General features: G+C 37.9%; 24 protein-coding genes, 8 tRNA genes and 1 rRNA gene. 31 read left to right on the plus strand and 2 right to left on the minus strand.

What is annotated here, in order from left to right; all coding sequences use genetic code 11:
* The first annotated feature begins 162 nt into the window (after positions 1-162).
* The gene (locus tag ACYQ73_RS20000) at positions 163-321 is read left to right on the plus strand and encodes a hypothetical protein (RefSeq protein ID WP_460014073.1); all 159 of its coding nucleotides are present in this window, start codon (positions 163-165) and stop codon (positions 319-321) included.
* Between the two features lie 186 nt (positions 322-507).
* Complete coding sequence (locus tag ACYQ73_RS20005) at positions 508-645, plus strand: Lmo0850 family protein (protein ID WP_166672133.1); 138 nt, start codon at positions 508-510, stop codon at positions 643-645.
* 63 nt (positions 646-708) lie between these two features.
* Here the strand turns inward: ACYQ73_RS20005 and ACYQ73_RS20010 are convergent, their stop codons facing one another.
* Positions 709-1,896, minus strand: coding sequence for an FtsW/RodA/SpoVE family cell cycle protein (locus ACYQ73_RS20010; protein WP_460014074.1), 1,188 nt, complete (start codon positions 1,894-1,896; stop codon positions 709-711).
* A gap of 516 nt (positions 1,897-2,412) precedes the next feature.
* On the opposite strand from ACYQ73_RS20010, the gene ACYQ73_RS20015 reads away from it, so the two are divergent.
* From ACYQ73_RS20015 to ACYQ73_RS20050, 8 genes are all read left to right on the plus strand, one after another.
* Positions 2,413-3,165 carry a hypothetical protein gene (locus ACYQ73_RS20015; RefSeq protein ID WP_460014101.1) on the plus strand — a complete coding sequence of 251 codons (753 nt, stop codon included), beginning with the start codon at positions 2,413-2,415 and terminating at the stop codon, positions 3,163-3,165.
* A 541-nt stretch (positions 3,166-3,706) separates the two neighbouring features.
* A complete protein-coding gene (locus tag ACYQ73_RS20020) occupies positions 3,707-4,786 on the plus strand; it encodes a D-alanine--D-alanine ligase (RefSeq protein ID WP_460014075.1) in 1,080 nt (359 codons plus the stop codon).
* 11 nt (positions 4,787-4,797) lie between these two features.
* Positions 4,798-6,165, plus strand: coding sequence for a UDP-N-acetylmuramoyl-tripeptide--D-alanyl-D-alanine ligase (locus ACYQ73_RS20025; RefSeq protein WP_460014076.1), 1,368 nt, complete (start codon positions 4,798-4,800; stop codon positions 6,163-6,165).
* Positions 6,166-6,251: 86 nt separating this feature from the next.
* Positions 6,252-6,944, plus strand: a complete 693-nt coding sequence (locus tag ACYQ73_RS20030) for an alpha/beta hydrolase (protein WP_460014077.1) — start codon at positions 6,252-6,254, stop codon at positions 6,942-6,944.
* Positions 6,945-7,295: 351 nt separating this feature from the next.
* Positions 7,296-8,822 carry a DEAD/DEAH box helicase gene (locus ACYQ73_RS20035; RefSeq protein WP_460014078.1) on the plus strand — a complete coding sequence of 509 codons (1,527 nt, stop codon included), beginning with the start codon at positions 7,296-7,298 and terminating at the stop codon, positions 8,820-8,822.
* 312 nt (positions 8,823-9,134) lie between these two features.
* On the plus strand, positions 9,135-9,614 hold the full coding sequence (locus ACYQ73_RS20040; protein ID WP_460014079.1) for a PH domain-containing protein: 480 nt from the start codon (positions 9,135-9,137) through the stop codon (positions 9,612-9,614).
* Positions 9,607-11,073 (plus strand): PH domain-containing protein, encoded by a 1,467-nt coding sequence (locus ACYQ73_RS20045; RefSeq protein ID WP_460014102.1) that lies wholly within the window; start codon positions 9,607-9,609, stop codon positions 11,071-11,073. The genes ACYQ73_RS20040 and ACYQ73_RS20045 overlap by 8 nt, the downstream gene beginning before the upstream one ends.
* A 112-nt stretch (positions 11,074-11,185) precedes the next feature.
* Positions 11,186-11,761 (plus strand): GNAT family N-acetyltransferase, encoded by a 576-nt coding sequence (locus ACYQ73_RS20050; protein WP_460014080.1) that lies wholly within the window; start codon positions 11,186-11,188, stop codon positions 11,759-11,761.
* 96 nt (positions 11,762-11,857) lie between these two features.
* Here the strand turns inward: ACYQ73_RS20050 and ACYQ73_RS20055 are convergent, their stop codons facing one another.
* Positions 11,858-12,478 carry a rhomboid family intramembrane serine protease gene (locus ACYQ73_RS20055; RefSeq protein WP_460014081.1) on the minus strand — a complete coding sequence of 207 codons (621 nt, stop codon included), beginning with the start codon at positions 12,476-12,478 and terminating at the stop codon, positions 11,858-11,860.
* A 64-nt stretch (positions 12,479-12,542) separates the two neighbouring features.
* Here ACYQ73_RS20055 and acpS point away from each other — a divergent pair, with 64 nt between their 5' ends.
* The 21 genes from acpS to ACYQ73_RS20160 form a co-directional block, all read left to right on the plus strand.
* Complete coding sequence (gene acpS / locus ACYQ73_RS20060; RefSeq protein WP_460014082.1) at positions 12,543-12,896, plus strand: holo-ACP synthase; 354 nt, start codon at positions 12,543-12,545, stop codon at positions 12,894-12,896.
* 447 nt (positions 12,897-13,343) lie between these two features.
* The gene (locus tag ACYQ73_RS20065) at positions 13,344-14,444 is read left to right on the plus strand and encodes a LolA family protein (RefSeq protein WP_460014083.1); all 1,101 of its coding nucleotides are present in this window, start codon (positions 13,344-13,346) and stop codon (positions 14,442-14,444) included.
* A 219-nt stretch (positions 14,445-14,663) separates the two neighbouring features.
* The gene (gene alr / locus ACYQ73_RS20070; RefSeq protein WP_460014084.1) at positions 14,664-15,785 is read left to right on the plus strand and encodes an alanine racemase; all 1,122 of its coding nucleotides are present in this window, start codon (positions 14,664-14,666) and stop codon (positions 15,783-15,785) included.
* A gap of 315 nt (positions 15,786-16,100) precedes the next feature.
* The gene (locus ACYQ73_RS20075; protein ID WP_170939000.1) at positions 16,101-16,388 is read left to right on the plus strand and encodes a hypothetical protein; all 288 of its coding nucleotides are present in this window, start codon (positions 16,101-16,103) and stop codon (positions 16,386-16,388) included.
* 4 nt (positions 16,389-16,392) lie between these two features.
* Positions 16,393-16,743, plus strand: a complete 351-nt coding sequence (locus tag ACYQ73_RS20080; protein ID WP_049663446.1) for a type II toxin-antitoxin system PemK/MazF family toxin — start codon at positions 16,393-16,395, stop codon at positions 16,741-16,743.
* 517 nt (positions 16,744-17,260) lie between these two features.
* Positions 17,261-17,662 (plus strand): anti-sigma regulatory factor, encoded by a 402-nt coding sequence (locus ACYQ73_RS20085; RefSeq protein WP_460014085.1) that lies wholly within the window; start codon positions 17,261-17,263, stop codon positions 17,660-17,662.
* Positions 17,663-17,674: 12 nt separating this feature from the next.
* Positions 17,675-18,670, plus strand: a complete 996-nt coding sequence (locus ACYQ73_RS20090; RefSeq protein ID WP_460014086.1) for a SpoIIE family protein phosphatase — start codon at positions 17,675-17,677, stop codon at positions 18,668-18,670.
* A 65-nt stretch (positions 18,671-18,735) separates the two neighbouring features.
* Complete coding sequence (locus ACYQ73_RS20095; RefSeq protein ID WP_460014087.1) at positions 18,736-19,071, plus strand: anti-sigma factor antagonist; 336 nt, start codon at positions 18,736-18,738, stop codon at positions 19,069-19,071.
* On the plus strand, positions 19,068-19,538 hold the full coding sequence (gene rsbW / locus ACYQ73_RS20100; protein ID WP_460014088.1) for an anti-sigma B factor RsbW: 471 nt from the start codon (positions 19,068-19,070) through the stop codon (positions 19,536-19,538). The genes ACYQ73_RS20095 and rsbW overlap by 4 nt, the downstream gene beginning before the upstream one ends.
* Positions 19,516-20,301 (plus strand): RNA polymerase sigma factor SigB, encoded by a 786-nt coding sequence (gene sigB / locus ACYQ73_RS20105; protein WP_460014089.1) that lies wholly within the window; start codon positions 19,516-19,518, stop codon positions 20,299-20,301. The genes rsbW and sigB overlap by 23 nt, the downstream gene beginning before the upstream one ends.
* A 146-nt stretch (positions 20,302-20,447) precedes the next feature.
* Positions 20,448-22,622: a Tex family protein gene (locus tag ACYQ73_RS20110; protein WP_460014090.1), complete on the plus strand. Its 2,175-nt coding sequence runs from the start codon at positions 20,448-20,450 to the stop codon at positions 22,620-22,622.
* A 140-nt stretch (positions 22,623-22,762) separates the two neighbouring features.
* On the plus strand, positions 22,763-23,224 hold the full coding sequence (locus tag ACYQ73_RS20115) for a SprT family protein (protein WP_460014091.1): 462 nt from the start codon (positions 22,763-22,765) through the stop codon (positions 23,222-23,224).
* A gap of 91 nt (positions 23,225-23,315) precedes the next feature.
* Positions 23,316-23,392: transfer RNA gene (locus ACYQ73_RS20120), tRNA-Asn, on the plus strand.
* 1 nt (position 23,393) lies between these two features.
* Positions 23,394-23,465, plus strand: a tRNA-Glu gene (locus tag ACYQ73_RS20125).
* 36 nt (positions 23,466-23,501) lie between these two features.
* Positions 23,502-23,577, plus strand: a tRNA-Asp gene (locus ACYQ73_RS20130).
* 5 nt (positions 23,578-23,582) lie between these two features.
* Positions 23,583-23,657 (plus strand) — tRNA-Gln (locus ACYQ73_RS20135).
* A 15-nt stretch (positions 23,658-23,672) separates the two neighbouring features.
* Positions 23,673-23,745: transfer RNA gene (locus ACYQ73_RS20140), tRNA-Lys, on the plus strand.
* A gap of 67 nt (positions 23,746-23,812) precedes the next feature.
* Positions 23,813-23,898, plus strand: a tRNA-Leu gene (locus ACYQ73_RS20145).
* A 26-nt stretch (positions 23,899-23,924) separates the two neighbouring features.
* Positions 23,925-24,001, plus strand: a tRNA-Arg gene (locus ACYQ73_RS20150).
* Positions 24,002-24,025: 24 nt separating this feature from the next.
* Positions 24,026-24,099: transfer RNA gene (locus ACYQ73_RS20155), tRNA-Gly, on the plus strand.
* A gap of 201 nt (positions 24,100-24,300) precedes the next feature.
* Positions 24,301-24,368 (plus strand): 16S ribosomal RNA (locus tag ACYQ73_RS20160); the annotation flags it as partial.

A 24,368-nucleotide genomic window follows, 5' to 3' on the forward strand; every position in this document is an offset into this window, starting at 1 on the left:
TTATCTCTGAGGTATACTACTAGAGGGTATATCGGTATTTTAATTTTTTGTGTTTATTTTTTGCTATTTAGTGGTAAATTAAGAAAAAATGGTTCGTCACCATAACATGTGGTTGATTTCCGTTCCGACTGGGCGCTTTCCTGGGGGCGTCCGATAAGCCGCTTGGGGAAACAGGATGTTGGTCACGAAGGCGTTATCGCAGGACGTGATGGTTTTAGCCTTCGTTCCTCTATCGCTGATCCCCAAGGAGTCGCCCAGTCTCCACTCCAATCAACTTATATATATGGGATATGTTTTAATAAAAATCATCCTACGTTTTGATGAAAAGCCATTAAAAAGTAAAGCGAAGGAAAAATTTACATTGTAACAAAAATGAAAAATTTTAAAGCAGAGTTAAATGGTATGATAGAAAGAGATTAACTCGTCAGACATCATACACTTGCATAAATGAAACTTTTTTGGAAATAAAACGTTATATAAATTCGAGGAAAGATTGAGGTGGAATGTATGAAAAAAGAAGTAGATTTGAAAAAGATTGTTTCGAATTTATCTAAGTTGGGTGTAACAGCCACTGTAACAAAGTCTCGACTTGAACTTTTAAAAGTGCTCACACCACCAACGCAAACTCCGCAAGTTCAAGCTTAACTCGTTTTACAAATAAAAATGGGTAGTCTCGTAATTGAGACTACCCATTTTTTATATCCATCATTAATCATCATCATCGTGAGTAGTAAACATGTAAGTACGATAGTGGAAACGCATACTGAAAACAAGACCGATGGCTAGCGAGTTCCCCATCAATGAACTTCCCCCATAACTGATAAACGGTAGGGGAATACCTGTAATAGGTAATAGCTGAATAGTCATACCGATATTTTCAAGTACGTGGAATGTAATCATTGCAATAATACCGGCACATACATATGTTGAGAATGGATCTTTCAATAATAGTGTAGTTTTTGTTAAATGATAGATTAATAAAAAGAACATACAAATAACAATACTAGCACCAATAAAACCCCATTCTTCTCCGATAACCGTAAAAATAAAATCGGTATGATTTTCGGCAACGTAAACCTCACGACCGCGGAAACCTTTTCCGAAAATTTCACCTGAACCAATAGCGTTTAAGGAAGTAATTAAATGGTATCCATCACTAGAAGAATATGAATATGGATCTAGCCAAGAATAGATTCGAGCAAACTGATATGGTTTAAAGCCGAATGTTTTCTCTAAGAAACTCTGCATATAGAGCGCCATCCATAAAAGAGAACCACCTACTAAAGCGCCACCTATAAAAGTCGGTAAAATAATTTTCCATGATATACCAGCTACGATAACAACAGCAGCTGTAATGGCAAAGAATACTAATGCTGAACCAAGATCAGGCTGCTTCATTACAAGAGCTAAAGGTAGTAACAGTGTAGCAGCGATTTTACCTAGCAATATGAAGTCTGTTTTTACTGATCTAAAAGAATAAACCTCGTTGTGCTTACTAATAAGTCGAGCAAGTGCTAGAATGTAAAAGGTTTTCATAAACTCAGAGGGTTGAATATTCCCTAGAGGTGTCTTAAACCAGCTTTTTGCACCATTAATACGTTCACCGATTTGTCCTGTTCCTTCTGGCATGAAGATAAGTAGTACTAATAAGGCGATGCCTGCACCGTACATATACCAAGACATTTTTTTATATTGATCAGGTTCAAAAAACATAACTACTCCAATAATTACTGAGCAAATGATGTACCATCGCAATTGTAAAGGAACATAGTTAATGCCATACTGACCTGATGTTTGCGCCGACGCAATGGCTAGCAAACTTATGACTAGGAAGGTTAAAAGTATAAAAGCGAGCGTCCAGTCAAAACGATTCGCGAAATTTCGTTTATTTTCCATACAAGCCACCTAAATTAATAATATAGTATCTCTTCATGAGCAAATTTGATTCAAATTAATTCCAATTCAATATGCTACCAAATATATTTAACTTCTTTCAACAAAAGTCTCCCACTTCTTTCGGTGGTAAGATGAATGCGGATTTAAGCTACTTTCAAAACACCCGCGAAAGAAGTTAAAGCCTCCTTATCAATTATGGCAAGGCATAATTGATAAGGAGTATTCACCTTAGGTCAAGAGGTAAATATTGATGCCGAAGTAAGTGTGTTAACGATGAGGTTCGATGCTTGCTTTTGACTTAGAATCCTCGAGATATTTGTAAAAAATGAATAGAATTATATTTTTAAAAATTGTTCATTCAGAGTAGTTAAAAACAGAAAAACAATAGCATCTTTAACATTCATATTATACCGTAAAAATCATTTTTACGCCTGTGAATATTGTTATGACGATTATTAGCATAAAATGTTTCAAAAAATTCATGTTTAGTTTTATAATGTAGTGAAGAATGGGGTGATGGTTGTGGCTAAAAAATTGAAGTCAGCAGAAGATTTTATGTATCATATTTATGTTCATATGAATGATGTCGATAAATTTGTTATTTTTAGTGGGCTTAAATTCTCGCAATTTGTGGCTGCACTTGAACCACTGCATCACTTACTGTTATTGAAACATTCCTATGAAGATGGTTCCTTTAATATGCATACACAGTTTGATTATATATCAGAAGAGGAAGTACCTCGGTTTGTAAAGAAGGCTACTGAATCCAAAGAATTGTGTTGGATAGACTTTATGGATGAGAAGAGGCTAGACCAACTAACACCGATGGAACAAGGAGAATTGCTTTACATAAGTCATAAAAAGGAACCGATTACTTCACCATTTTTTAATAAATTGCAAAATCGATTTGTCTACTATTCTTCAGACTTAGAGAAAATGACTAAAATTTATTTTCGCCATTTAAGTGATTCTGATTTACTCATTGCGAATGTTTTGAACAGTTTGATTCGTGAAAAGGAACGTAGCACTGGTTTTTGGCGACGGAAAGTGAAATCGAGTATTCCTTCTATTTCACCTGAATTTTTGCGTGCCTATCGTTCTTTTACTAAAGACGGAGCCTTGTTATCATTGTATCGAATTGAAAAGCCTAAAGTAGCTTACGGTATCGAAATTCGCAATCTGTCAGAATACTCCTTTCCTGATGAGGTATGGGATGATTTAAATACAATTTTGAAAAATGAACACGATGAATTGATTTATATTATTTAACATCTTTCAGCGGGTGACCAAATACCCGCTGAAATAGAGGAACTCAGTCTAAAAACGCCATATCCTGTGGCAACGACTGAGTGATCAACATCATGCTGTGTTGCTGTCGCTTCGCTTTCGCACAGACAAAAACACGTTGCTGTCGCTACGTTTCACTACGCTTTCGCGCACAAAACATTTGTTGGTCTAAAGCCTCCGAACGCAATTATGCCGAGGCATAATTGATCCGTTCATTTGTACGTAGAATGAATGTACACTAAATCTCACCGTCAAAATTACGGTGAGATTTTTATCTTCATTCAGTAATCGTTTTATGCGTCAGCTACAAAAGTCACTCACCTTTAAAGGTGGTGAGTTGAATGCGGATGTGGTACCTTTTCAGAGGGTATCCAAACACCTATTGAAATAGAGGGTCGCAGGCTAAAAACTTCACATCCTCACAAAATCTGGACGTAATTACGCCAAAGCGAAATTGATGTCATTTGTCGAGACGTTTCATGATAAACTAATAGTACTCAAGAAGTATGCGGAGGGCACAAAAATGAAAAAAAGAATCGGTTTATTATACGGTGGAAAGTCAGCGGAGCATGAGGTGTCATTGTCGACAGCACGTGCAGTCACTGGAGCTTTGAATTTCGAGGAGTATGAAGTATATCCGATTTTCATTACACTTGAAGGGGAATGGCGCCGCGGTGAGCGTCTGAATAAACCTGCAAGTACAATTGAAGAGTTACAATTTGGTGATGATGCCACTATTTTAGAAAATAATATTACAAATTTTTTGATGGATAAAGATGGTAAATCTGTACAATTCGATGTAATTTTCCCATTGCTTCATGGTACTAATGGTGAAGATGGAACTGTTCAAGGTTTACTTGAGGTTCTAAATTTGCCGTATGTAGGAAATGGTGTGTTAGCATCAGCAACTGGCATGGATAAAGTAATCATGAAGCAATTATTTGAAATTGCCGGCTTACCACAAGTGCCGTATACGTACTTCATTCGTAGCGAATGGGCTAATGAAAAGGAGGCTATCCTTGCTCGTTGTGAAGAAAAATTGGCTTGGCCGATGTTTGTGAAACCTGCAAACTTGGGATCAAGTGTCGGAATTAACAAGGCAACAAACCGCGATGAATTAGTGAAGGCTATCGAAATAGCCTTACAGTATGATCGTAAAATTGTAATTGAGCAAGGTATTGTCGCTCGTGAAATTGAACTAGCTGTGCTAGGAAATGACTTCCCGGAAGTTTCTGTACCTGGTGAAATTAAACCAGTAACTGAATTTTATGATTATGACTCTAAATATAAAGATGGGTCAACAGCCCTTATTATTCCAGCGGAGGTTCCTAAAGATACTGTATCAAGCTTACAGGAGCTAGCAAAGCGTGCGTTCAAAGCTATTGATGGAAGCGGTTTAGTTCGTGCGGACTTTTTTGTGACGGACGATAACAGCATTTATATTAACGAAGTGAATACAATGCCAGGTTTTACACCTGTTAGCATGTATCCTCTTCTATGGCAGCATACAAATGTAAGCTACCCAGAGCTGATTAATCGTCTGATTACACTAGCAATTGAGCGTTTTGAAGAAAAACAACAGCTTCACTATAAAAAAGACTGAGTGGGATTATTGTGAAAAAAACATTAAAGCAGTTAGCTACATGGTTAAATGAAGATGTGCCAGCTTTTGGTGATACGGTAGTATCAGGGATTTCCATTGATACACGTACAATTCAACAAGGGGACCTGTTTGTACCATTTCGTGGTGAGACGGCCAATGGACATAAATTTGTTTTGCAAGCCTTTGAAAAAGGAGCAGGTGCTTCTCTTTGGCAGAAGGATGAACCAAATCCACCACAAGGTGTACCATTACTCTTTGTAGATGATCCAGAATTAGCGCTTCAGCAAATGGCTCGTGCGTATCGCAGTGAGCATAAAGCAAAATTTATTGGCATTACTGGTTCAAATGGTAAAACATCGACGAAAGATATTTTAGCAGGCACGCTAACACCATTTTTTAAAGTACAAAAGACCATTGGGAATTTTAATAATGAACTAGGATTACCTATTACGGTTTTACAACTGGATGAAGATACTGATGTTGCTGTACTGGAAATGGGCATGAGTGGTTTTGGAGAAATAGAATTTTTAACGAAACTTGCTCGTCCGCATATGACGGTGATTACAAACATTGGCGAGGCACATATGCAAGATTTAGGCTCACGTGCCGGAATCGCTAAAGCCAAGTTTGAAATAATTCAAGGAATGCAACCGGATGGAGTGCTATTTTATGATGGAGATGAACCGCTGCTTCAAGAACTAGTTGCGAAAGAGCAACAGTTAAATGCAGTGGCATTTGGCTTAGAGCATGGCAATCTATTGTATGCAGACAGTATTGAAGCAACGTCTGATGGTAGTGGTTTCTCTACACATGGTGTGATTGAAGGAGATTTCTTTATTTCCGTTCTCGGGAAGCACCAGGTGAAAAATACATTAGTCGCTATGTTAATTTCTCAAAAATTAGGTTTAAACGATGACCAAATTCGTACATCCTTAAAACAAGTAGCTCTAACGGATATGCGCATGCAACAAGTGAATGGATCAAATGGGGCATTATTTATTAATGATGCATACAATGCTGCGCCAACCTCTATGAAGGCGGCTATTCAATTTGTAGCATCGACAACGATTCGCCCAGAAAAATGGCTTGTGTTAGGTGATATGCTTGAACTTGGACCAAATGAAAAGCATTTCCATGAAGATCTATCGAAGGATATTCATGCAGAAGAAATCGCTTATGTATGTTTATTTGGCCCAAGAATGGCTTATTTAAATGAAGTTTTAAAAGAGCGTTTTGATGAAGAACATTTGCTATATGTTGAGGATGATTATTCGCCAATTATCGAAAAACTACAGCAAGCTAACGAGGAGTCTATCGTTTTACTAAAAGGCTCTCGTGGTATGAAATTAGAAACAATCTTACGTGCATTCACGTCATAAAATGAAATAAGTAATCGGTGGGATACTCTCTCACCGATTCTTTAAATTCTTGATTTAAATGAGTTACACATTTAGAGGTGAAAATAATGTCAGTAGGTGTGTTATGTATACATGGATTTTCAGGCGGACCTTATGAAGTAGAACCTTTTACTACCTATTTACGTACGCATACAAATTGGCTGATTGAAGAACCTACTTTGTCAGGACATGGGGAGGAATTGCAAATGCGTGGTTTCACCGCCAAGCATTGGCTAATGGATGCCGAGCTCGCATTTCGTGCTCTTGCTAAAAAAGTAGATGAAGTAATAGTAGTTGGGTTTTCAATGGGTGGCATTATAGCGCTCTATTTAGCTAAACGTTATAAAGTGAAAAAGCTTGTATTACTAAGTGCAGCTGCCAAGTATGTGAGTCCGAAGCAACTAGTCAAAGATTTTAAAATGCTTGCCACTGAGGCGTATCATCGTAATCTGTCTAGTAATGAATTGTATTTACGATACCGGCATAAGTTTAATCATGTGCCACTATCGTCAACGATAGAATTCATGAAGCTTGTTCGAATGGTGGAGCCGTATTATAAAGATATTAAAATTCCGGTGTATATTGTACAAGGGAAATTAGACGGAATAGTACCATATCACACGGCTCAATTTTTATATGATCAAATAACCTCAAACGATAAAACTTTGTATTTTTCTGATAAAGGGAAGCATCATATATGTTATGATGAAGATTGTTCTGAATGGTTTTCTTACGTTTTGTCGTTTTTAATGAGTGCGTAAAGTAGTCAGATTATTACGACTCATGCGTTATCGTTGCATACGTTTTAATCCCATGTTAGACTAGTGTAAGCAATGGATACATTTTGTGCGAAGACTCTTCATATTTGATTGAAGAGTACTTTTTTTTGAACACAACGGTTTTATTCTAAAGTGAATAATTACGACAGAATCAAACCGCTCGGTAAAGACCGGGCTTTCCTTTTCATATAAGAGAGCTCTATATGACCATCATATAGAGAAAAATTTTAAGTAACGGAAACGTTCCAAAACACAGGCTCGAATTTGCCGACAACTTCATCTGAAAATGTAACCATTTGTCAACTTATAAGCAGAAAAAGGAGATTGAGAAGTTTGACAAATTTTTCAGAATTAAATATTAGCGAATCTACATTACGCTCAGTAAAGCGTATGGGATTTGAAGAAGCAACACCAATCCAAGAAGGTACTATTCGTTTTGCAATTGAAGGCCGTGATGTATTAGGTCAAGCGCAAACAGGTACAGGTAAAACTGCCGCTTTCGGGATTCCACTTATCGAAAAAATTGACCCAAAAAACCCTAATATCCAAGCATTAGTAATTGCTCCAACTCGTGAATTAGCGATCCAAGTTTCAGAAGAGCTATATAAAATTGGTTATGATAAACGTGTAAAATTATTATCAGTTTACGGTGGTCAAGAGATCGGCCGTCAAATCCGTGCACTGAAAAATAAACCTCAAATTATCGTAGGTACACCTGGGCGTATAATTGACCATATTAATCGCCGTACTTTAAAATTAGAAGATGTTCAAACATTGGTACTTGATGAAGCTGATGAAATGTTAAACATGGGCTTTATCGATGATATTAATTCAATCTTAGAAAATGTACCTTCTGAACGTCAAACATTATTGTTCTCAGCAACAATGCCACCAGCAATCCGTAAAATTGCTGAGACATTTATGCGTGATCCAGAAATCGTAAAAATTAAAGCGAAAGAACTAACAGTTGATAACATCGATCAATATTTTGTGAAGTCTGCTGAACGTGAAAAATTCGACATTTTATCTCGTTTATTAAACGTTCACCAACCAGAACTTGCGATCATCTTTGGACGTACAAAACGTCGCGTGGATGAGCTTGCACAAGCATTATCAATTCGTGGTTATCTTGCTGAAGGAATCCATGGTGACTTAAGCCAAGCGAAACGTATTTCTGTGTTACGTCAATTTAAAGAAAATAAAATTGATATTCTTGTGGCAACAGATGTAGCTGCTCGTGGGCTTGATATTTCTGGTGTAACACATGTTTATAACTTCGATATTCCTCAAGATCCTGAGTCTTATGTTCACCGTATTGGTCGTACAGGTCGTGCAGGTAAATCAGGTCTTGCAGTAACATTTGTAACACCACGCGAAATGGGTTACTTACGTATTGTAGAAGAAACAACGAAAAAACGTATGACACCACTTCGTCCACCAACAACTGACGAAGCTTTAGTGGGTCAACAACGCCTAGCTATGGATACACTAGAAGGTCTTATTGCGAACAATGACTTAGGTGATTATCGTACACTTGCGACTGAATTACTTGAAAACCATGATGCAATCGATGTTGTAGCTGCAGCAATTCGTTCATTAACAAAAGAGCCAGATGACACGCCAGTAACAATTACTGAAGAACGACCATTACCAATGCGTCGTGAGCGTTCTAACAACCGTGGCGGTGGAGATCGTGGACGTGGCGGTAACCGTAGCTTTAACGGACGTCGAGAAGGCGGACGTGGCGGAGATCGTCGTGGAGGAAGCGGTGGAAATCGTCGAGAAGGCGGACGCCGTGATGGAGGTCGTCGTGAAGGTGGACAAGGTCGTTCACGCGCACCACGTCGTCACGAAGACTAATCTTTATCTTCATTAAAATGATTAAACCTTACAGTCAAAATGGCTGTAAGGTTTTTTTTACTTCTTTCTGCGGGTGTCCAAACATCTACTGAAATAGAGGAACTCAGTCTAAGAACGCCATGTCCCGTGGCAATTTATCTCTGTGAAAGCAAAGACTACAGTGGCAAGTATTTTCTGCGTGAAGGCGAAGCGACAGCTACAAATGTTTCCTGCGCGACAGCGGTAATTACGCCAAGGCGATAATTGATATAATTTTGAAACAAAATGATTACTGATTACGTATACGTAGTTAATGAAAGAGAGGGAACGACTTTGAGAACAGAACCAATGCATATGATTTCTAAGAAAGGGTTAACAGTGTGGCGTTTATATGGTGTATTGCAAACGTTATTACTTTTGATTGTAGCGGCATTTGCATGCTACGGCACTTATTATTATGAATGGCCATCATATATTTATTTCATTGCAGGTGCTGTAGTCATACTTAGTGCTACCCTATCCACTTATTTATTTCCAAAGATAAGATGGGAACGCTGGCGCTATGAGGTGCGTGACAATGAGATTGAGGTGCAGCATGGTTTATTTGTTGTTAAACGTACACTCATTCCAATGGTGCGTGTACAGCATGTTGATACGACACAAGGACCGCTATTAAAAAAATATGGTTTAGGTAATATTTCAATATCTACTGCGGCAACTGTACATACAATTCCTGCACTTGTGATGGAAGAGGCTGATGGACTTCGAGCGCGTATTTCGGAATTAGCAAGGGTGGCGGAAGATGATGTCTAATGAAATTAATCGTTTACACCCGATATCGGCTATTATTACAAGTACAAAAGCATTAAAGAGTATGATTTTCCCGTTAATTATTATTATTGCAACTAATGGATTTCACTTCTCCTTTAATTTCCATAGTGATAATTTTTGGCGGACGATTGTCTTGTTTGGTATATGGGGAGTAGGAGCTTTACTTGCGCTTGTTAGTGGCATTGTTAAATGGCGTACCTTCGTATATTGGTTTGAAGATGGAGAATTGCGTGTAAAGTACGGTTTGTTTGTTAAAAAGAAACGTTATATCCCATTTGACCGTATTCAGAGCTTAAATTACAATGAGGATATTTTTCATCGACTATTTGGCTTAGTAAAAGTTCAGGTTGAAACAGCGGGTAGTAAGGATAGAAAGCCTGAGGTAGAGCTAACGGCTATACGTAAGGCAGCGGCAGATGTAATAGAGCTAGAAATGCGCCGTGCAAAGAACCAAGTAAATGAACAGATGAATGATGAACAGTCGCTAATAGAGGAAACATCAGTTCCAACTATTTATCATATGTCGATACGTGATTTATTTGTATTGGCCATAACTTCAGGTGGAATTGGGGTCGTTCTGTCCGGGATAGCAGCAATCATTTCTCAGCTTTCGGATATAATCCCATATGAGGAAATCTTTAATGAGCTAGCTGATTTTGCGAGAATTGGTGCATTTTTAGTCGCATTAGCAGTGATATTTAGCCTAATTCTGGCATGGTTTGTGTCATTTGTTATTACACTGATCAATTATTACGAATATACAGTCCGAATTGAAGATGAAAAGCTTATTATTACAAAAGGGCTAATTGAGAAAAAACGAATTACTTTACCGTTAAATAGAATTCAGGCGATTCGTATTGTAGAGAATCCAGTGCGCCAATTATTTGGCTTTGCAACAGTTGTTGTTGAGAGTGCTGGAGGAAATGGTGGAGAGGGAAATGATAAAAAAATTACACTGTTCCCACTTATTCAGAAGCAAGATTGTTTGGGAACGTTAGAGCAACTTTTTCCAGATATGAATTGGCGACCAGAATTTATTTATTCACCAAAACGAGCTCGTCCATCTTTTTACCGAATTGATTTTGTTTGGCTCATACCCATAATTGGTGCATGTAGTTATTTCTTTTATCCGTATGGGTTGCTTTCATTATTATTAATTCCATTAACGATAGTAATTGGTGCTTGGCAACATAAATCAGCTGGTTATATGATCGATGGAAAGCAACTAACTATGCAATATCGTGTGTTCAGTCGTACTACATTCTTTATGGAGAAAAAACGCATACAATCTATTGGGACTACTCAAACCTATTTCCAAAAAAGAAAAAATGTTATGTCTGTAAAAGCAACGGTCATGTCAGGCATGGCCGGTATGGCTGGGAATGTACGAAGCTTAGAGCAGCAAGATGCTGAAACAATATTATCTTGGTATGAACATTGAATACAAGAGTTGGCTAATCCTTACATTTTATGGTAGGATTAGCCTTTTTTATCTGTAAATATGCAAATATACTGTTTATAATAGAATAAATCAAACAAAAGGGGTGGTAATTTTGTTTAAGTATGATATTAATAAGAACACGTATCTAAAATTGTTGGATTTAAGTGACGTAAATGAATTATTCGCGTTGACGGATCGTTCGAGAGATACGTTGCGTGAATGGTTACCTTTTGTAGATGATGTGAAAACAGTAGAAGATACAGAGCGATTTGTAAGAGGTGCGATGCAACAATACGCAGATAATAATGGCTTACAAGCGGGGATCTATTATGAGGGGCAACTTGCAGGAGTGATTGGCTATCATCAAGTGAATTGGCAGCATAAATGGACAAGTATTGGATATTGGTTAGGGAACGAATTTGTTGGTAAAGGCTTAGTCACAAATTCTATGAAAGCATTTATTGATTATGCCTTTAGCTATTTAAAATTAAATCGCATTGAAGTGCGAGTAGCAGTAGGGAATATTCGAAGTCGTACAATTCCAAAAGTGTTAGGTTTTCATGAAGAGGGGCGTTTAAGAGATGCTGAGTGGCTTTATGATCATCATGTAGACCAAGTTGTCTATGGCTTAACAGCAGTTGAATGGAAAAAAATAAAGGCAGCGAGAGAAGATACGGTCGCACTTTGAAATAAAATTGACGAATTGCCTATCACTCTAGTAAAAAAATAAGAGGAGCAATCCGTGATGATAGCTTATCACGGAGGAGTGCTCCTCTTGTACTTATTACTTACCTGCCATCTTTTGTTTACGCCAGCTTAAAATTCTTTTTGGATGTAAGTAAACGAGTCCAAGAAGGAATCCTGCTACTAAGCCGCCTAAGTGAGCATAGACATTCACATTTGGCTGTAGGAAAGTCATAATAACACTGATCACAATGATGGGCAAAATAAGTTTACGAAGCATCGGCATTGTACGACGTGTATAGTAGACAAGTGCTCCAAAAGCACCGAATATTCCGAAAACAGCTCCACTTGCACCAAGACTTCCGTAGCTACTATCATTAAGTAAGTAGGTTGCCACGTTGCCTACAATACCAGACATTAAATAAATTGTAGTAAAACGTACCTTGCCAGCAATTCTTTCAAGCTCTGGTCCGAATAAATACAGTGAAAACATATTAAAGAAAACGTGCAAAAAGCCAGCATGTAAAAACATGGCAGTAAAAACACGCCACCATTCACCAGATCGTATAAGGAATTTCGATTGAAATCCGTAATTCAATACATTTTCTCCTACACCAGGTAAAATAGTTAGTACATAAACAATTAAATTAACCGCTATTAATGTTGAAACAATCGGATAATACTTTGTATATTGCTTAAAATTTTCTGTTCTACTAAACATAACTCCACCTCAATTTACAATTATTATACATGGCTTTTTAGAAATAGGAAAAGGAGAAGTTCAAATGATTAAAGGAATTGGTCTCGACATTGTAGAAATTGACCGTATTGCTAAAGCGATAAGAAGAACAAGTAAATTTAAAGATCGCATTTTAACTGAAAAGGAAAGAGTTTTGTTTGACGCACATTCAGAAACTCGTAAAATAGAATTTTTAGCTGGGCGATTCGCTGCAAAAGAAGCATTTTCAAAGGCATTAGGAACTGGTATTGGTGAAGAATGTAAGCTTCATGATATTGAAGTTTTAAGAGGGGAAGCTGGAAATCCGGTTTTATATTTCAAAGGACAGCTTGCGAATGGATTTGTAAGTATCACACATTCTAAGGAATACGCCGCGGCACAAGTAATATTATTACAATAAATAATGATAAACAAAGCTTGCGCCATATAAAACATTAAAAAGGCTCATCACCAAAAGTTGTGGATGACATTTTTAGAACGTATGCCATTTAGATAAGTTAATTGGAGCGAAGACTGAACGCCCCCAGTCGGAGCGGAAATCAACCCTACGTTTATGGCGATGAACTAATCAATTATGCCTCGGCATAATTGGGTCTGGAATCGGCTTTGTGCTTAGCTCTGCACGAGGGCCGACACGATGTCGGTCATTTCGGTAATGCCACAGGACGTGGCGTTCTTAGACTGAGTTCCTTTTTTTCAGCGGTTGTCCAAACACACGCAGAAATAAGTTAAAAGTAAATAAATTTCTGAGTGAAGATAAATATATTGCCCTTGTTCAAATGACATAACTGACAAATACGGTTCATATATTGTCGTAGTGGATTTGAAAGAAGGAAAGGGTGAAAGCGTGGGCAACCGAATAGTTAAATGGCTCGTCTTATTTTGTACGATATTACTTTTATCGGCATGTGGTACAGACTCACAGGAAAAAGTGTTGAAAAAAGTTAATGGGAAATGGGCAGAAGCAAATGGTTATGAGCTAAATGCTACGATGGAGATTAAATCTGGTGGAGATCCGAAAAAATATGATGTAACAGTTTGGCATACGAAACCTGATTTTTATCGAGTAGAAGTAGTAGAAAGTGGGAAAGATGTTTCACAAATGATAGTGCGCAATGCAGATGGAGTTTTTGTTGTTACACCTACATTAAACAAAATGTATAAGTTCCAAAGTGATTGGCCAAAGAAAAATAGTCAAGCTTATTTAATAGGTGCACTAGCAGAAGATTTAGCTCAAGATAAAAATTTAGTCATGAAAGAAGAGGACAAAGCATATATATTTGAAGCGGCTACTAGAAATAGCTATAAAAATAGTATGCCTCATCAAGTTATAACAGTTGATAAGAAAACAATGCTTCCAACTTCCGTAGTAATTATGAATGATGTAAAAGAAGAACAAATTCGTATCACATTTAAAAATATAAAATTAGGTGTTCAACACGCGGCTAAAGAGTATGCAGTTGAGCAATTTACAGAATCGGATGAAACAAAAGGTGAACAAGCTACACCACCAGAAAAAGATAAAAAAGATAATAAAGACAGTAAGGAGAGCAACAATAACCCGAATGGAAATGAAGAGAAAAAGGCAGTAAGTGCAGAAGCCGAAAATAAAGAGTTCCAAACACACTACCCTGTTGTAAATTTAGAAAATACGAAGATGGTGGAAGAGAAAGTTATGCAAGAGGGTGGAATGGATCGTGTCATCTTAACATTCGACGGTGATAAACCATTTACGGTTATGCAACAGCCAGTTACGAAAGAGGCTGCTATGTTACCAGTATCGTCTCCTGGTGATCCAGTAGATTTAGGCTTTACGATTGGTGCTATTACCGATACCTCTATTAGCTGGGAAAAGGATGGCGTTGAATTCTTTGTAGCATCTAGTAAATTGACTCGTGAAGAAATGGTGCAAGTAGCCACTTCTATGACGATAGGTAGTATGAAATAATTTTTCTAGCTACAGCTTTCTATATGGAAAGCTGTAGCTTGTTAAGTAAAATCGTACAGTTTTGAAGGAAATTAACACTGTTTAGAAGTTGTTAAGTCATATATGATAAAAGTTATGTAGAAAATTAGTCTAAAATAGAACAACTTATGTAAAAATGGTATAAAAAAGGCAAATTATTCAATACATAATGTTTTAATAAAAAATAAAGAGGGTATTCTAATGAAAACACAGCAATATTTTAGACCAACTAAAGCAGTAGTAGACTTACAAGCTATTCAACAAAACGTAAAAAATTTAAAAGAGCTACTTCGACCTAATGTTCAAATTATAGCTGTCGTAAAGGCAAATGCTTACGGTCATGGAGATGTAGCCGTTGCGGAAGCAGCACTTGAGGCAGGTGCAACAATGCTTGCAGTGGCAACTCCCGATGAAGCATTACATATTCGAGCGCATTTTGCAGAACCAGACATACTAATATTGGGTGCCTCTCCAGTTTCATTTGCACTATATGCTGCCCAGCAGCGCATTATTCTTACGGCATTTGCAAGTGAATGGGTACAGCAAGCGGCTCCGTTCATAGCTAATGAAGCAAATCCTTTACGACTACATATTAAAGTAGATAGCGGAATGGGCAGAATTGGCGTTCGTTCAGAGCAAGAATTATTGGCTCTATATCAAACAATACAGAATACAGTGAATGTAGAGCTAGATGGGATTTTTACACATTTTGCGACTGCGGATGAAGAGGATACTTCATACTTCGATAGACAAGTACAATTTTTTGAGCAATGTGTAACTGCATTACCTGAAAAGCCTAGACTTGTTCATGCATCAAACACGGCTACATCTTTAGTAAAAGATGCGCATTTACAATTTGATGCTGTTAGATATGGTATATCGATGTATGGATTATCACCATCTTCTTATGTAGAGGGGATTTTACCATTTCCATTACAGCCAGCGTTTTCGCTTGAGAGTGAGCTCGTTCATGTGAAGCAGTTACAAGCAGGTGATTCAGTAGGCTATGGAGCTACTTTTGAGGCTCCTTCAGATATGTGGATAGGAACAATACCAGTAGGCTATGCAGATGGAGTAATTCGTAAATTAGGTGGACAAGAAGTACTGATTGATGGACAAAGAATGCCGATTATTGGACGAATTTGTATGGACCAATGTATGGTTGCCTTGCCTAAAGCATATGCTATAGGTGAGAAAGTAACACTCATTGGTCGTCAAGGACATGATGCTATTTCAATGAATGAATGGGCAGCAAAGCTTGAAACCATAAATTATGAAGTACCATGTATTATTACAGCGAGAGTTCCTAGAGTATACATTTAATCTATAGACTCAGCCTAAAAAAAGTTACTTAAGGATTTTGTTATAGGCGGCCTTAAATAGTTTTGACATTTAAATTTGGATAAATGAATACTATATCTAAACACTAAACAACTTGGTAAATAACAACTATAGAAGATTTACTAAGAAGCTGAGTCATTCATATTTTGTAATGAATTGCAAGATGAATTAATCGGCATATACCTTCGACAACCTACATATTTTTACAACTTGGACTTTAAATTGTCAGATATTGTGTCATTTCGTGTCTTTTCAACGATATCTTTCAATGGTAGAATGGGTAGTAATGAAAAGTGGATGGTTCCGTTGGAGGTGCTTGCTGTGTACGAGAAAAAGTTAAGAGAAGCTACAATTGCTGTTCAGGATAGACTGTTTCTACAAACAAAGGAAGTAATTGAGAGTGAATCTTTTGCGCGTATTTTGTCGCGCAAAGTTTTAATGCAGGAGCAACCAAATCAAATACGGGAAGCTATGATGAAAGGATATGTTGAAATGTCTCATATAAATCTGAGTATTGCAAGTGAATGCTTGCACGCAGAATATGAAGCACAACATACGGTGGAGCGTCTCGTTAGCGGGGGATGACACTTTGAATGTAAAACGTGGTGACGTTTTTTTTGCAGATTTATCGCCGGTAGTTGGGTCCGAGCAAGGAGGCACTAGGCCGGTGTTGATTATTCAAAATGATATTGGCAATCGATTTAGTCCGACTGTCATCATCGCAGCTATCACTGCACAGATTCAAAAAGCAAAATTACCGACACACGTTGAAATTAATGCTGAAAAGTATGGTTTTGAACGTGATTCGGTTATTCTGCTCGAGCAGGTGCGGACGATTGATAAGTCAAGATTGACAGATCGTATTACGCAACTTGACCATGCGTTGATGGAGAAAGTTGATGGTGCATTGATGATTAGTTTAGGGCTTGTTAAATTTTGATATACATATGTGTATAGTGGCATCGAGATGAATTTACATCTCGATGCTTTTTTATCTTTATTCAGCAAATCTTTTCTGTGCGAAAGCGAAGCGACAGCAACAAATCTTTTCTGTGCGAAAGCGAAGCGGCAGCCACAATTACGCCAAGGCGAAATTGATATTGTACTCTCGAATATCTTTATTACCATAAATTGAAATCGGTATTCAAAAATGGTATTAATAGATTTAAGATATACTCAAGATCTATATTTTGAATAGATTTTTGAAAAAATATCGAGTGGTTTAAGAAAATATAAATAGAATTTTATCTTCGTTCAGCAACAAGGGTTTGTCTGTGCGAAAGCGAAGCGACAGCAACAAGGGTTTGTCTGTGCGAAAGCGTAAAGTTAACGTAGCGAAAATGCAATTACGTCAAGGTGAAAATTGATAAGATGATCTGAATTATTTAAAGCATTTCATTAAAGTAGGTCGAAAAAAGTGTAAGAGTATAACTCCGAAAGGAATTGGGGGGGCAACAGTGACAATTAAGTCTTCGGTTGAAATTATTACTGAGTGGGATATAGTAGCAGCAAGACAACTGGGGCGTGACGAAGCGAAGGCGCTTGGATTTGACACTGTTGATCAGGCACGAATCACCACAGCTATAAGTGAACTAGCCCGAAATATATATTTATATGCAAGGATAGGTGTCATTGAAATTGACAAAGTTGAGACAGACACTGAGAAGAAAATAATTGTTATTGCAACTGATCAGGGCCCAGGAATAGAAGATGTTCGCAAAGTGATGGAAGATGGCTACTCCACTTCGGGAGGGCTCGGTGCAGGTTTACCAGGCGTTAATCGATTGATGGACAATATGGTTATTCAATCGGTTATGGGAGAAGGAACAACGATAAGAGCTGAAAAATGGCTGCGTTAGGATGTGGAATTTTTGGAACAATTAGAATTTCAATATAAAAAGATTTTGTCAGATTATATGACCGATCAAACTGAAAAGAATTTGTATATTGCTCAAAATTTCACTCGCCAGTTAATCCAAAAGAATATATCTCCAGAGGATGTTGTAAGTGTTCATAAAAACGCAGTTGAGAAACTATTTCCACGTAGAATGAGTGAAGAACAGCTCACATATGATTTTCTTATCGAAGTTATGGTGCATTATGGAATGGCTCATAGGGAGCACCAAAGTTTATTACAAAAACAAGCAGAGTATGAAATGGAAATGAAAATCGCAACAAACATTCAGAAAACATTACTTAAAACAGAAGTACCACAACTTTCAAGTATTGATATAGGAATGATATCTATTCCAAACCGGAAGATGAATGGAGATTATGTACATTTTTCATATAATCGAGAGGATTATTTGAGTGTAGCTGTGACAGATGTGGTAGGAAAAGGTGTTCCCGCTGCTTTATGTATGTCTATGGTGAAATACAGTCTTGAAACGTTAGAATATGCATATAAAGATCCTTCATATGTATTAGAGGTCATCAATCGAGTAATTGAAAAGAGTGTAGACGACAGTATGTTCGTTTCTATGTTTTACGGTTGTTTGGATATGCAAAAGAATATTTTTTCTTATGCTTCTGCAGGTCACGAGCCGGCCCTCCATTATTGCGCTAAACATAATAAATTTTTTCCTTTGGAATCGACGGGATTATTACTTGGGGTGTTGCCAGAAACGAAATATTCGTACAATGAAATTGTTTTGGAAGAAAATGATATCGTCATAATGATGACGGATGGTGTTACAGAATTCAGAACGCTTGATGAAATGAATTCACGAGAGGTCATTACATCACTGATATTGAAAAATAAATACTTATCAGCTCAACAATTATGTAATCTCCTTTTTAAGCAAATTGAAGAAATACAGGGTTTTAAACTATCAGATGATTTTACAGTTGCGATTATAAAAAAATAGGGTTTCAACCTTTGTAATTATGGGAATAGAAAAGCAGTCAAACAAATATGGTGGAGGTGTGCTGTATGGATATGGCGATACACTTTAAAGAACTAGATAATAAATTATACGGATTTATTGAGGGCGAAATAGATACTTATACTGCTTCACGACTTAGGGAGGAATTAGAGGCAGTGAAAATTACTGAAGGATTAGAAATAGTGCTTAATTTATCCAAAGTTAATTACATGGATAGTACAGGGTTAGGTATTTTTGTAGCCTTTTATAAAAGAACGTTACGTGAAAATGGTAAAGTTAAACTTGTAGGTTTGTCGAATAGATTACAAAGGTTGTTTGAAATTACTGGTTTAAGCGATTTAATGGATATTGAAACTGATAAAAAGGTGGAATTACGAAAATGAAGGAATTTGATTATATTGAGATAAGGGTTCCTGCAAAACCGCAATTTGTCAGTGTGATTCGATTGACGGTTTCTGGCTTAGCTAGTCGGGTTGGATTTAATTATGATGATATTGAGGATTTAAAAATTGCAGTAAGTGAAGCGGTAACGAATGTTGTACATCATGCATATAAGGACGAAGAAGAAGGAGAAATCGTCATAGGTTGCGCTTTATATGAAAATAAAATAGAAATGATGATTGCAGATTACGGCAATAGTTTCAATTTTGAGGAAATAAAGTCGAAGGTTGGTCCGTATCATCCTGAAGAGGGTATTGCGGGTCTACGAGAAGGTGGTTTAGGGCTTTATTTAATGGAAACTTTGATGGATGAGGTGATGATAAATAACGATGGTGGCGTAACTGTTTTCATGACAAAGCATGTTGCTAGAGAGCAGGTGGAAAAAAATGTCGAAAGAATCACCACATAAAACTTCGTCCAAGGAAGATATATTAAGGTGGATTGCGTTGTACCAATCAACAGAGGATGATGAAGCACAAACAAATTTAGTGATGCATTATCGATATTTAGTAGAGTCCATTGCACGCAAATATTCGAATGGTAAATCCCATTATGATGATATCGCTCAAGTAGGTATGCTAGGGTTGCTAGGTGCAATTAGACGTTTTAATCCTAATGTTGGTCGGAGCTTTGAAGCATTTGCTGTACCAACGATTGTTGGGGAAATTAAGCGCTTTTTACGCGATAAAACTTGGGATGTTCATGTACCAAGGCGAATAAAAGAATTAGGACCGCGCATTAAAACAACAGTGGAAGCGTTGACGATTGAGTTGCAGCGTTCTCCATCTATTAAGGAAATCGCGGATCAACTAGAAGTGGAAGAAGAAGAGGTTTTAGAGGCTATGGAGATGAGCCGTAGTTATCATGCTCTTTCTATGGATCATTCAGTAGAGTCAGATTCTGACGGCAGCACAGTAACGCTGTTTGATATTATGGGTAAAGAAGATGACGGCTTTGAAATGACTAATAAAAGAATGATTGTTTCTGACGCTATGAGTATTTTAGATGAGAGAGAAAGAGAAATAATTCAGCTTACATATTTAGAACAACTTACTCAAAATGAAGTTGGGGAACGATTAGGGATTTCTCAAATGCATGTATCAAGAATACAAAGGAAGGCAATAAAAAAGTTACAGGAATCTATCTTAGTAAGTGATGGTGTTTCGCTCTGAAATTTTTGGAGCGAGGGGACAGTCCCAGACGCAATTATGCCAAGGTAAAATTGATGAATAGTTTACTCTTCTTTTAGAGTAGACTATTTTTTTGCAATTTTAGTAAAGTGTAATGGTAAAATGAAAAGAAAAAAGGTAGTGATGATGTGGAACAAAAGCAAATGTTACAGCTTATTGCAAAGGATGTATCTATTAAGCCAGGTCAAGCTGATGCTGTTATTAAATTATTAGAAGAAGGAAACACCGTGCCATTCATTGCACGTTATCGAAAAGAAGCTACCGGGTCCCTTGATGAGGTACAGATTAAAGCTGTAGAGGATCGTTATCACTACATACAGCAGCTTGAACAACGCAAAGAAGAGGTTATACGATTAATTCAGGAGCAAGATAAACTAACACCTGAATTAGAACAAGCTATTCAAGCAGCAACTGTTTTACAGCGTGTAGAGGATTTATATCGACCTTATAAACAAAAACGCCGAACAAAGGCAACTATAGCGAAAGAAAAAGGGCTAGAACCTCTTGCAGATCTTCTATTAGAGTATCGTAGTGATGCTTTAGAACAATTAGCAAGGGCTTTCGTAGATGAGGAGAAAGTTACTAATGTAGAGGATGCGTTAGCTGGGGCTCGAGATATTTTAGCAGAGCGCTTTGCTGATGAAGCGGCAATCCGTGAAAAAATTCGTACGTATTCCTGGAGAGATGGAGTACTCGTAACAAGTGTCAAGAATGCAGAGGCAGACGACAAAAACGTTTTCGAAATGTATTACGAATATGAAGAGCCTGTAAATCGTATTGTTCCACACCGTATTTTAGCTGTAAATCGTGGTGAGAAAGAAGAAATCTTAAAAGTAGCAATTCATGTACCAATAGATCGAGTATTGATGATTATGTGGAAGGAATGGATTCCTGCTACAGGTTCTTCACCAGCAATTGCCGAGGTGAAGCTAGCGATAGAGGATTCGTACAAGCGTTTAATTCAGCCTTCTATAGAACGAGAGTTACGAAATGAACTTACTGAAAAGGCAGAGATGCAGGCTATCCACATTTTCTCTGAGAATTTGCGTAATCTTTTATTACAGCCTCCAATGAAAGGAAAGTATGTATTGGGTGTTGATCCAGCGTATCGTACAGGTTGTAAGTTAGCTGTTGTGGATGAAACCGGGAAAATGCTAGAGGTTACAGCCATTTATCCACATCCGCCGAAGCCAGATGTAGCAAAATCGAAAGCGGTTGTGAAAGAGATTTTAGCAAAATACCCAATAACTATAATTGCTATTGGTAATGGTACTGCCTCGCGCGAAACAGAACAGTTTATAGCAGACGTATTGAATGAGCTTGAAACTGATACGGCCTATGTTATTGTCAATGAAGCGGGGGCGTCTGTATATTCAGCGTCTGAAATTGCTCGTGCAGAGTTTCCTGATTTACAGGTAGAACAGCGTAGTGCGGTTTCTATTGCGCGTCGTTTGCAAGACCCGTTGTCAGAGTTAGTAAAAATTGAGCCAAAAGCAGTTGGAGTAGGTCAGTATCAGCATGATGTCTCTCAAAAGAAATTGACGGAGTCCTTAACATTTATAGTAGAGACAGCTGTTAACCAAGTTGGTGTTGATGTTAATACTGCCTCATCTTCGCTACTGCAATATGTTTCTGGATTATCTAAAACAGTTGCGGAGAATATTGTAAAGGTACGAGAGGAAGCTGGACAATTTACTACACGTGCTCAACTTAAGAAAATTCCACGACTTGGTGCTAAAACGTATGAACAAGCAATTGGTTTCTTACGTGTTCCAGGAGCAAAAAATGCATTTGACGCTACGGGTATTCACCCTGAAAGCTATAGTGTAGCCGAGCAGATTTTAGAGGTAGCACAAATTGATAAAAAAGAGCTGGGGACGCAAAAGGCAGAGGAGGCCATTGCAAAACTAGAAGTAGAAAAATTAAGTGGAGTTTTAGATATTGGAGTTGTCACAGTACAGGATATTGTGGATACATTAATGAAACCAAGTCGCGATCCACGTGATGCATTCCCTCAGCCTCTGCTGAAAACAGATGTATTAAAAATGGAAGATTTACAAGTTGGGATGGAATTGCAAGGTACAGTTAGAAACGTAGTTGATTTCGGAGCGTTTGTAGATATTGGAGTGAAGCAGGACGGGCTTGTGCATATTTCAAAATTACAAAAAAGACGTATTAAACATCCATTAGAGGTTGTTGCTCTCGGTGACATTGTGACGGTTTGGGTCGAACAAATAGATGTCAAAAAAGGGCGCATTTCACTAACGATGCTACCTCCTAAAGATCAAACTATCGAAGTGTAATCAATTTCGCCTTGGCGTAACTGCCGCTGACGCTTTGTTTTCGCTACAGATTAATTACGGTCCGTTAACGCGGGATAAATGAATACCACACTGTCTATACTACGCAGTGTGGTATTCTTATTGTTAGAGGTGATATAGATATGAACAATGAGGAACTACAAAGTCTTGTTAGTCGAATATCATTAGAAAGCTTCCAGAAGCCATTCATGCATCGAGCATATTTTAATGCAAGGCTACGTTCAACAGGAGGACGTTATCTTTTGCAATCGCACAATATTGAAGTTAATCCAAAAGCTTATGAATTGTATGGTATTAGCGAAGTAGAAGGTATAGTTCGCCACGAATTATGTCATTATCATTTACACTTGGAAGGCAAAGGGTATCAGCATCGAGACAAAGATTTTCGAGAGCTATTAGTAAAAGTGAACGCTCCTCGTTTTTGCTCAGCATTGCAAATCCCTAAAACATCTCAAAAAAAACAACGTCGACTTTATACATATACATGTGTAAAATGCCAACAATTATACGTAAGGAAAATTAGAATGAATGTGGGGAAATACTGTTGTAGCAAGTGTTTAGGGCGTTTAAAACTAGTGGAATGAAAAAAATAATAAAAAAGGGTTGACGTTCATTATAGATGTATCTATAATAGTAAAAGTCGACAAGATAACGACGACAAAATATATGAATTATTCCGAAGTAGCTCAGTTGGTAGTAGCACCTGACTGTTAATCAGGTTGTCGCAGGTTCGAGTCCTGCCTTCGGAGCCATGGCCCCTTGGTCAAGTGGTTAAGACACCGCCCTTTCACGGCGGTAACACGGGTTCGAATCCCGTAGGGGTCATTTCATTAGTTTGATTCATAAAAATATAGTAACATTGGTCCCGTGGTGTAGCGGTTAACATGCCTGCCTGTCACGCAGGAGATCGCCGGTTCGATCCCGGTCGGGACCGCCACTTATTGGGGTATAGCCAAGCGGTAAGGCAACGGATTTTGATTCCGTCATGCCTAGGTTCGAATCCTAGTACCCCAGCCATTCATTTCTTAATATGAGCCATTAGCTCAGTTGGTAGAGCATCTGACTTTTAATCAGAGGGTCGAAGGTTCGAGTCCTTCATGGCTCATCTTTTTTAAGAAAAAAGGTTGACTTTTCGGGTTATCATAGTATAATGAGAAAGTTCCTAATTGAATGCGGTCGTGGCGGAACGGCAGACGCGCTAGGTTGAGGGCCTAGTGGGGGCAACCCCGTGGAGGTTCAAGTCCTCTCGGCCGCACCAAGTCAATTTGTGAATTTATATAATATGCGCCCGTAGCTCAATTGGATAGAGCGTCTGACTACGGATCAGAAGGTTATGGGTTCGACTCCTGTCGGGCGCGCCATTTTAAATAAATATAATTTACCACGCGGGTGTAGTTTAATGGTAAAACCTCAGCCTTCCAAGCTGATGTCGTGAGTTCGATTCTCATCACCCGCTCCAAAAAAACTTATTGACATTCATATTTTTGTGTAGTATGATGTAGAAGTTGTCGCTTTTAGTGACATTATGAACCTTGAAAACTGAACAAGCAAAACGTAATCAATAAAGTTTTTAGTAACTAACCTCGAGTTAGTGAACGAAGCAAAATTTTGGACATCAAACATGATGCCAGCAAAACAATTTGAGCTAATCAAATTTCTTTTTATGGAGAGTTTGATCCTGGCTCAGGACGAACGCTGGCGGCGTGCCTAATACATGCAAGTCGAGCG

Source organism: Lysinibacillus sp. CTST325 (assembly GCF_054665055.1).

Coding starts and splice junctions, on each gene's coding strand:
- ACYQ73_RS20115 (WP_460014091.1), top strand. CDS start 22,763: ATGAACAATGAGGAACTACAAAGTCTTGTTAGTCGAATATCATTAGAA.
- rsbW (WP_460014088.1), top strand. CDS start 19,068: ATGAAGGAATTTGATTATATTGAGATAAGGGTTCCTGCAAAACCGCAA.
- ACYQ73_RS20055 (WP_460014081.1), bottom strand. CDS start 12,478: ATGTTTAGTAGAACAGAAAATTTTAAGCAATATACAAAGTATTATCCG.
- ACYQ73_RS20045 (WP_460014102.1), top strand. CDS start 9,607: ATGTCTAATGAAATTAATCGTTTACACCCGATATCGGCTATTATTACA.
- ACYQ73_RS20010 (WP_460014074.1), bottom strand. CDS start 1,896: ATGGAAAATAAACGAAATTTCGCGAATCGTTTTGACTGGACGCTCGCT.
- ACYQ73_RS20030 (WP_460014077.1), top strand. CDS start 6,252: ATGTCAGTAGGTGTGTTATGTATACATGGATTTTCAGGCGGACCTTAT.
- ACYQ73_RS20005 (WP_166672133.1), top strand. CDS start 508: ATGAAAAAAGAAGTAGATTTGAAAAAGATTGTTTCGAATTTATCTAAG.
- ACYQ73_RS20020 (WP_460014075.1), top strand. CDS start 3,707: ATGAAAAAAAGAATCGGTTTATTATACGGTGGAAAGTCAGCGGAGCAT.
- ACYQ73_RS20095 (WP_460014087.1), top strand. CDS start 18,736: ATGGATATGGCGATACACTTTAAAGAACTAGATAATAAATTATACGGA.
- ACYQ73_RS20015 (WP_460014101.1), top strand. CDS start 2,413: ATGGTTGTGGCTAAAAAATTGAAGTCAGCAGAAGATTTTATGTATCAT.
- ACYQ73_RS20075 (WP_170939000.1), top strand. CDS start 16,101: ATGGTTCCGTTGGAGGTGCTTGCTGTGTACGAGAAAAAGTTAAGAGAA.
- acpS (WP_460014082.1), top strand. CDS start 12,543: ATGATTAAAGGAATTGGTCTCGACATTGTAGAAATTGACCGTATTGCT.
- alr (WP_460014084.1), top strand. CDS start 14,664: ATGAAAACACAGCAATATTTTAGACCAACTAAAGCAGTAGTAGACTTA.
- sigB (WP_460014089.1), top strand. CDS start 19,516: ATGTCGAAAGAATCACCACATAAAACTTCGTCCAAGGAAGATATATTA.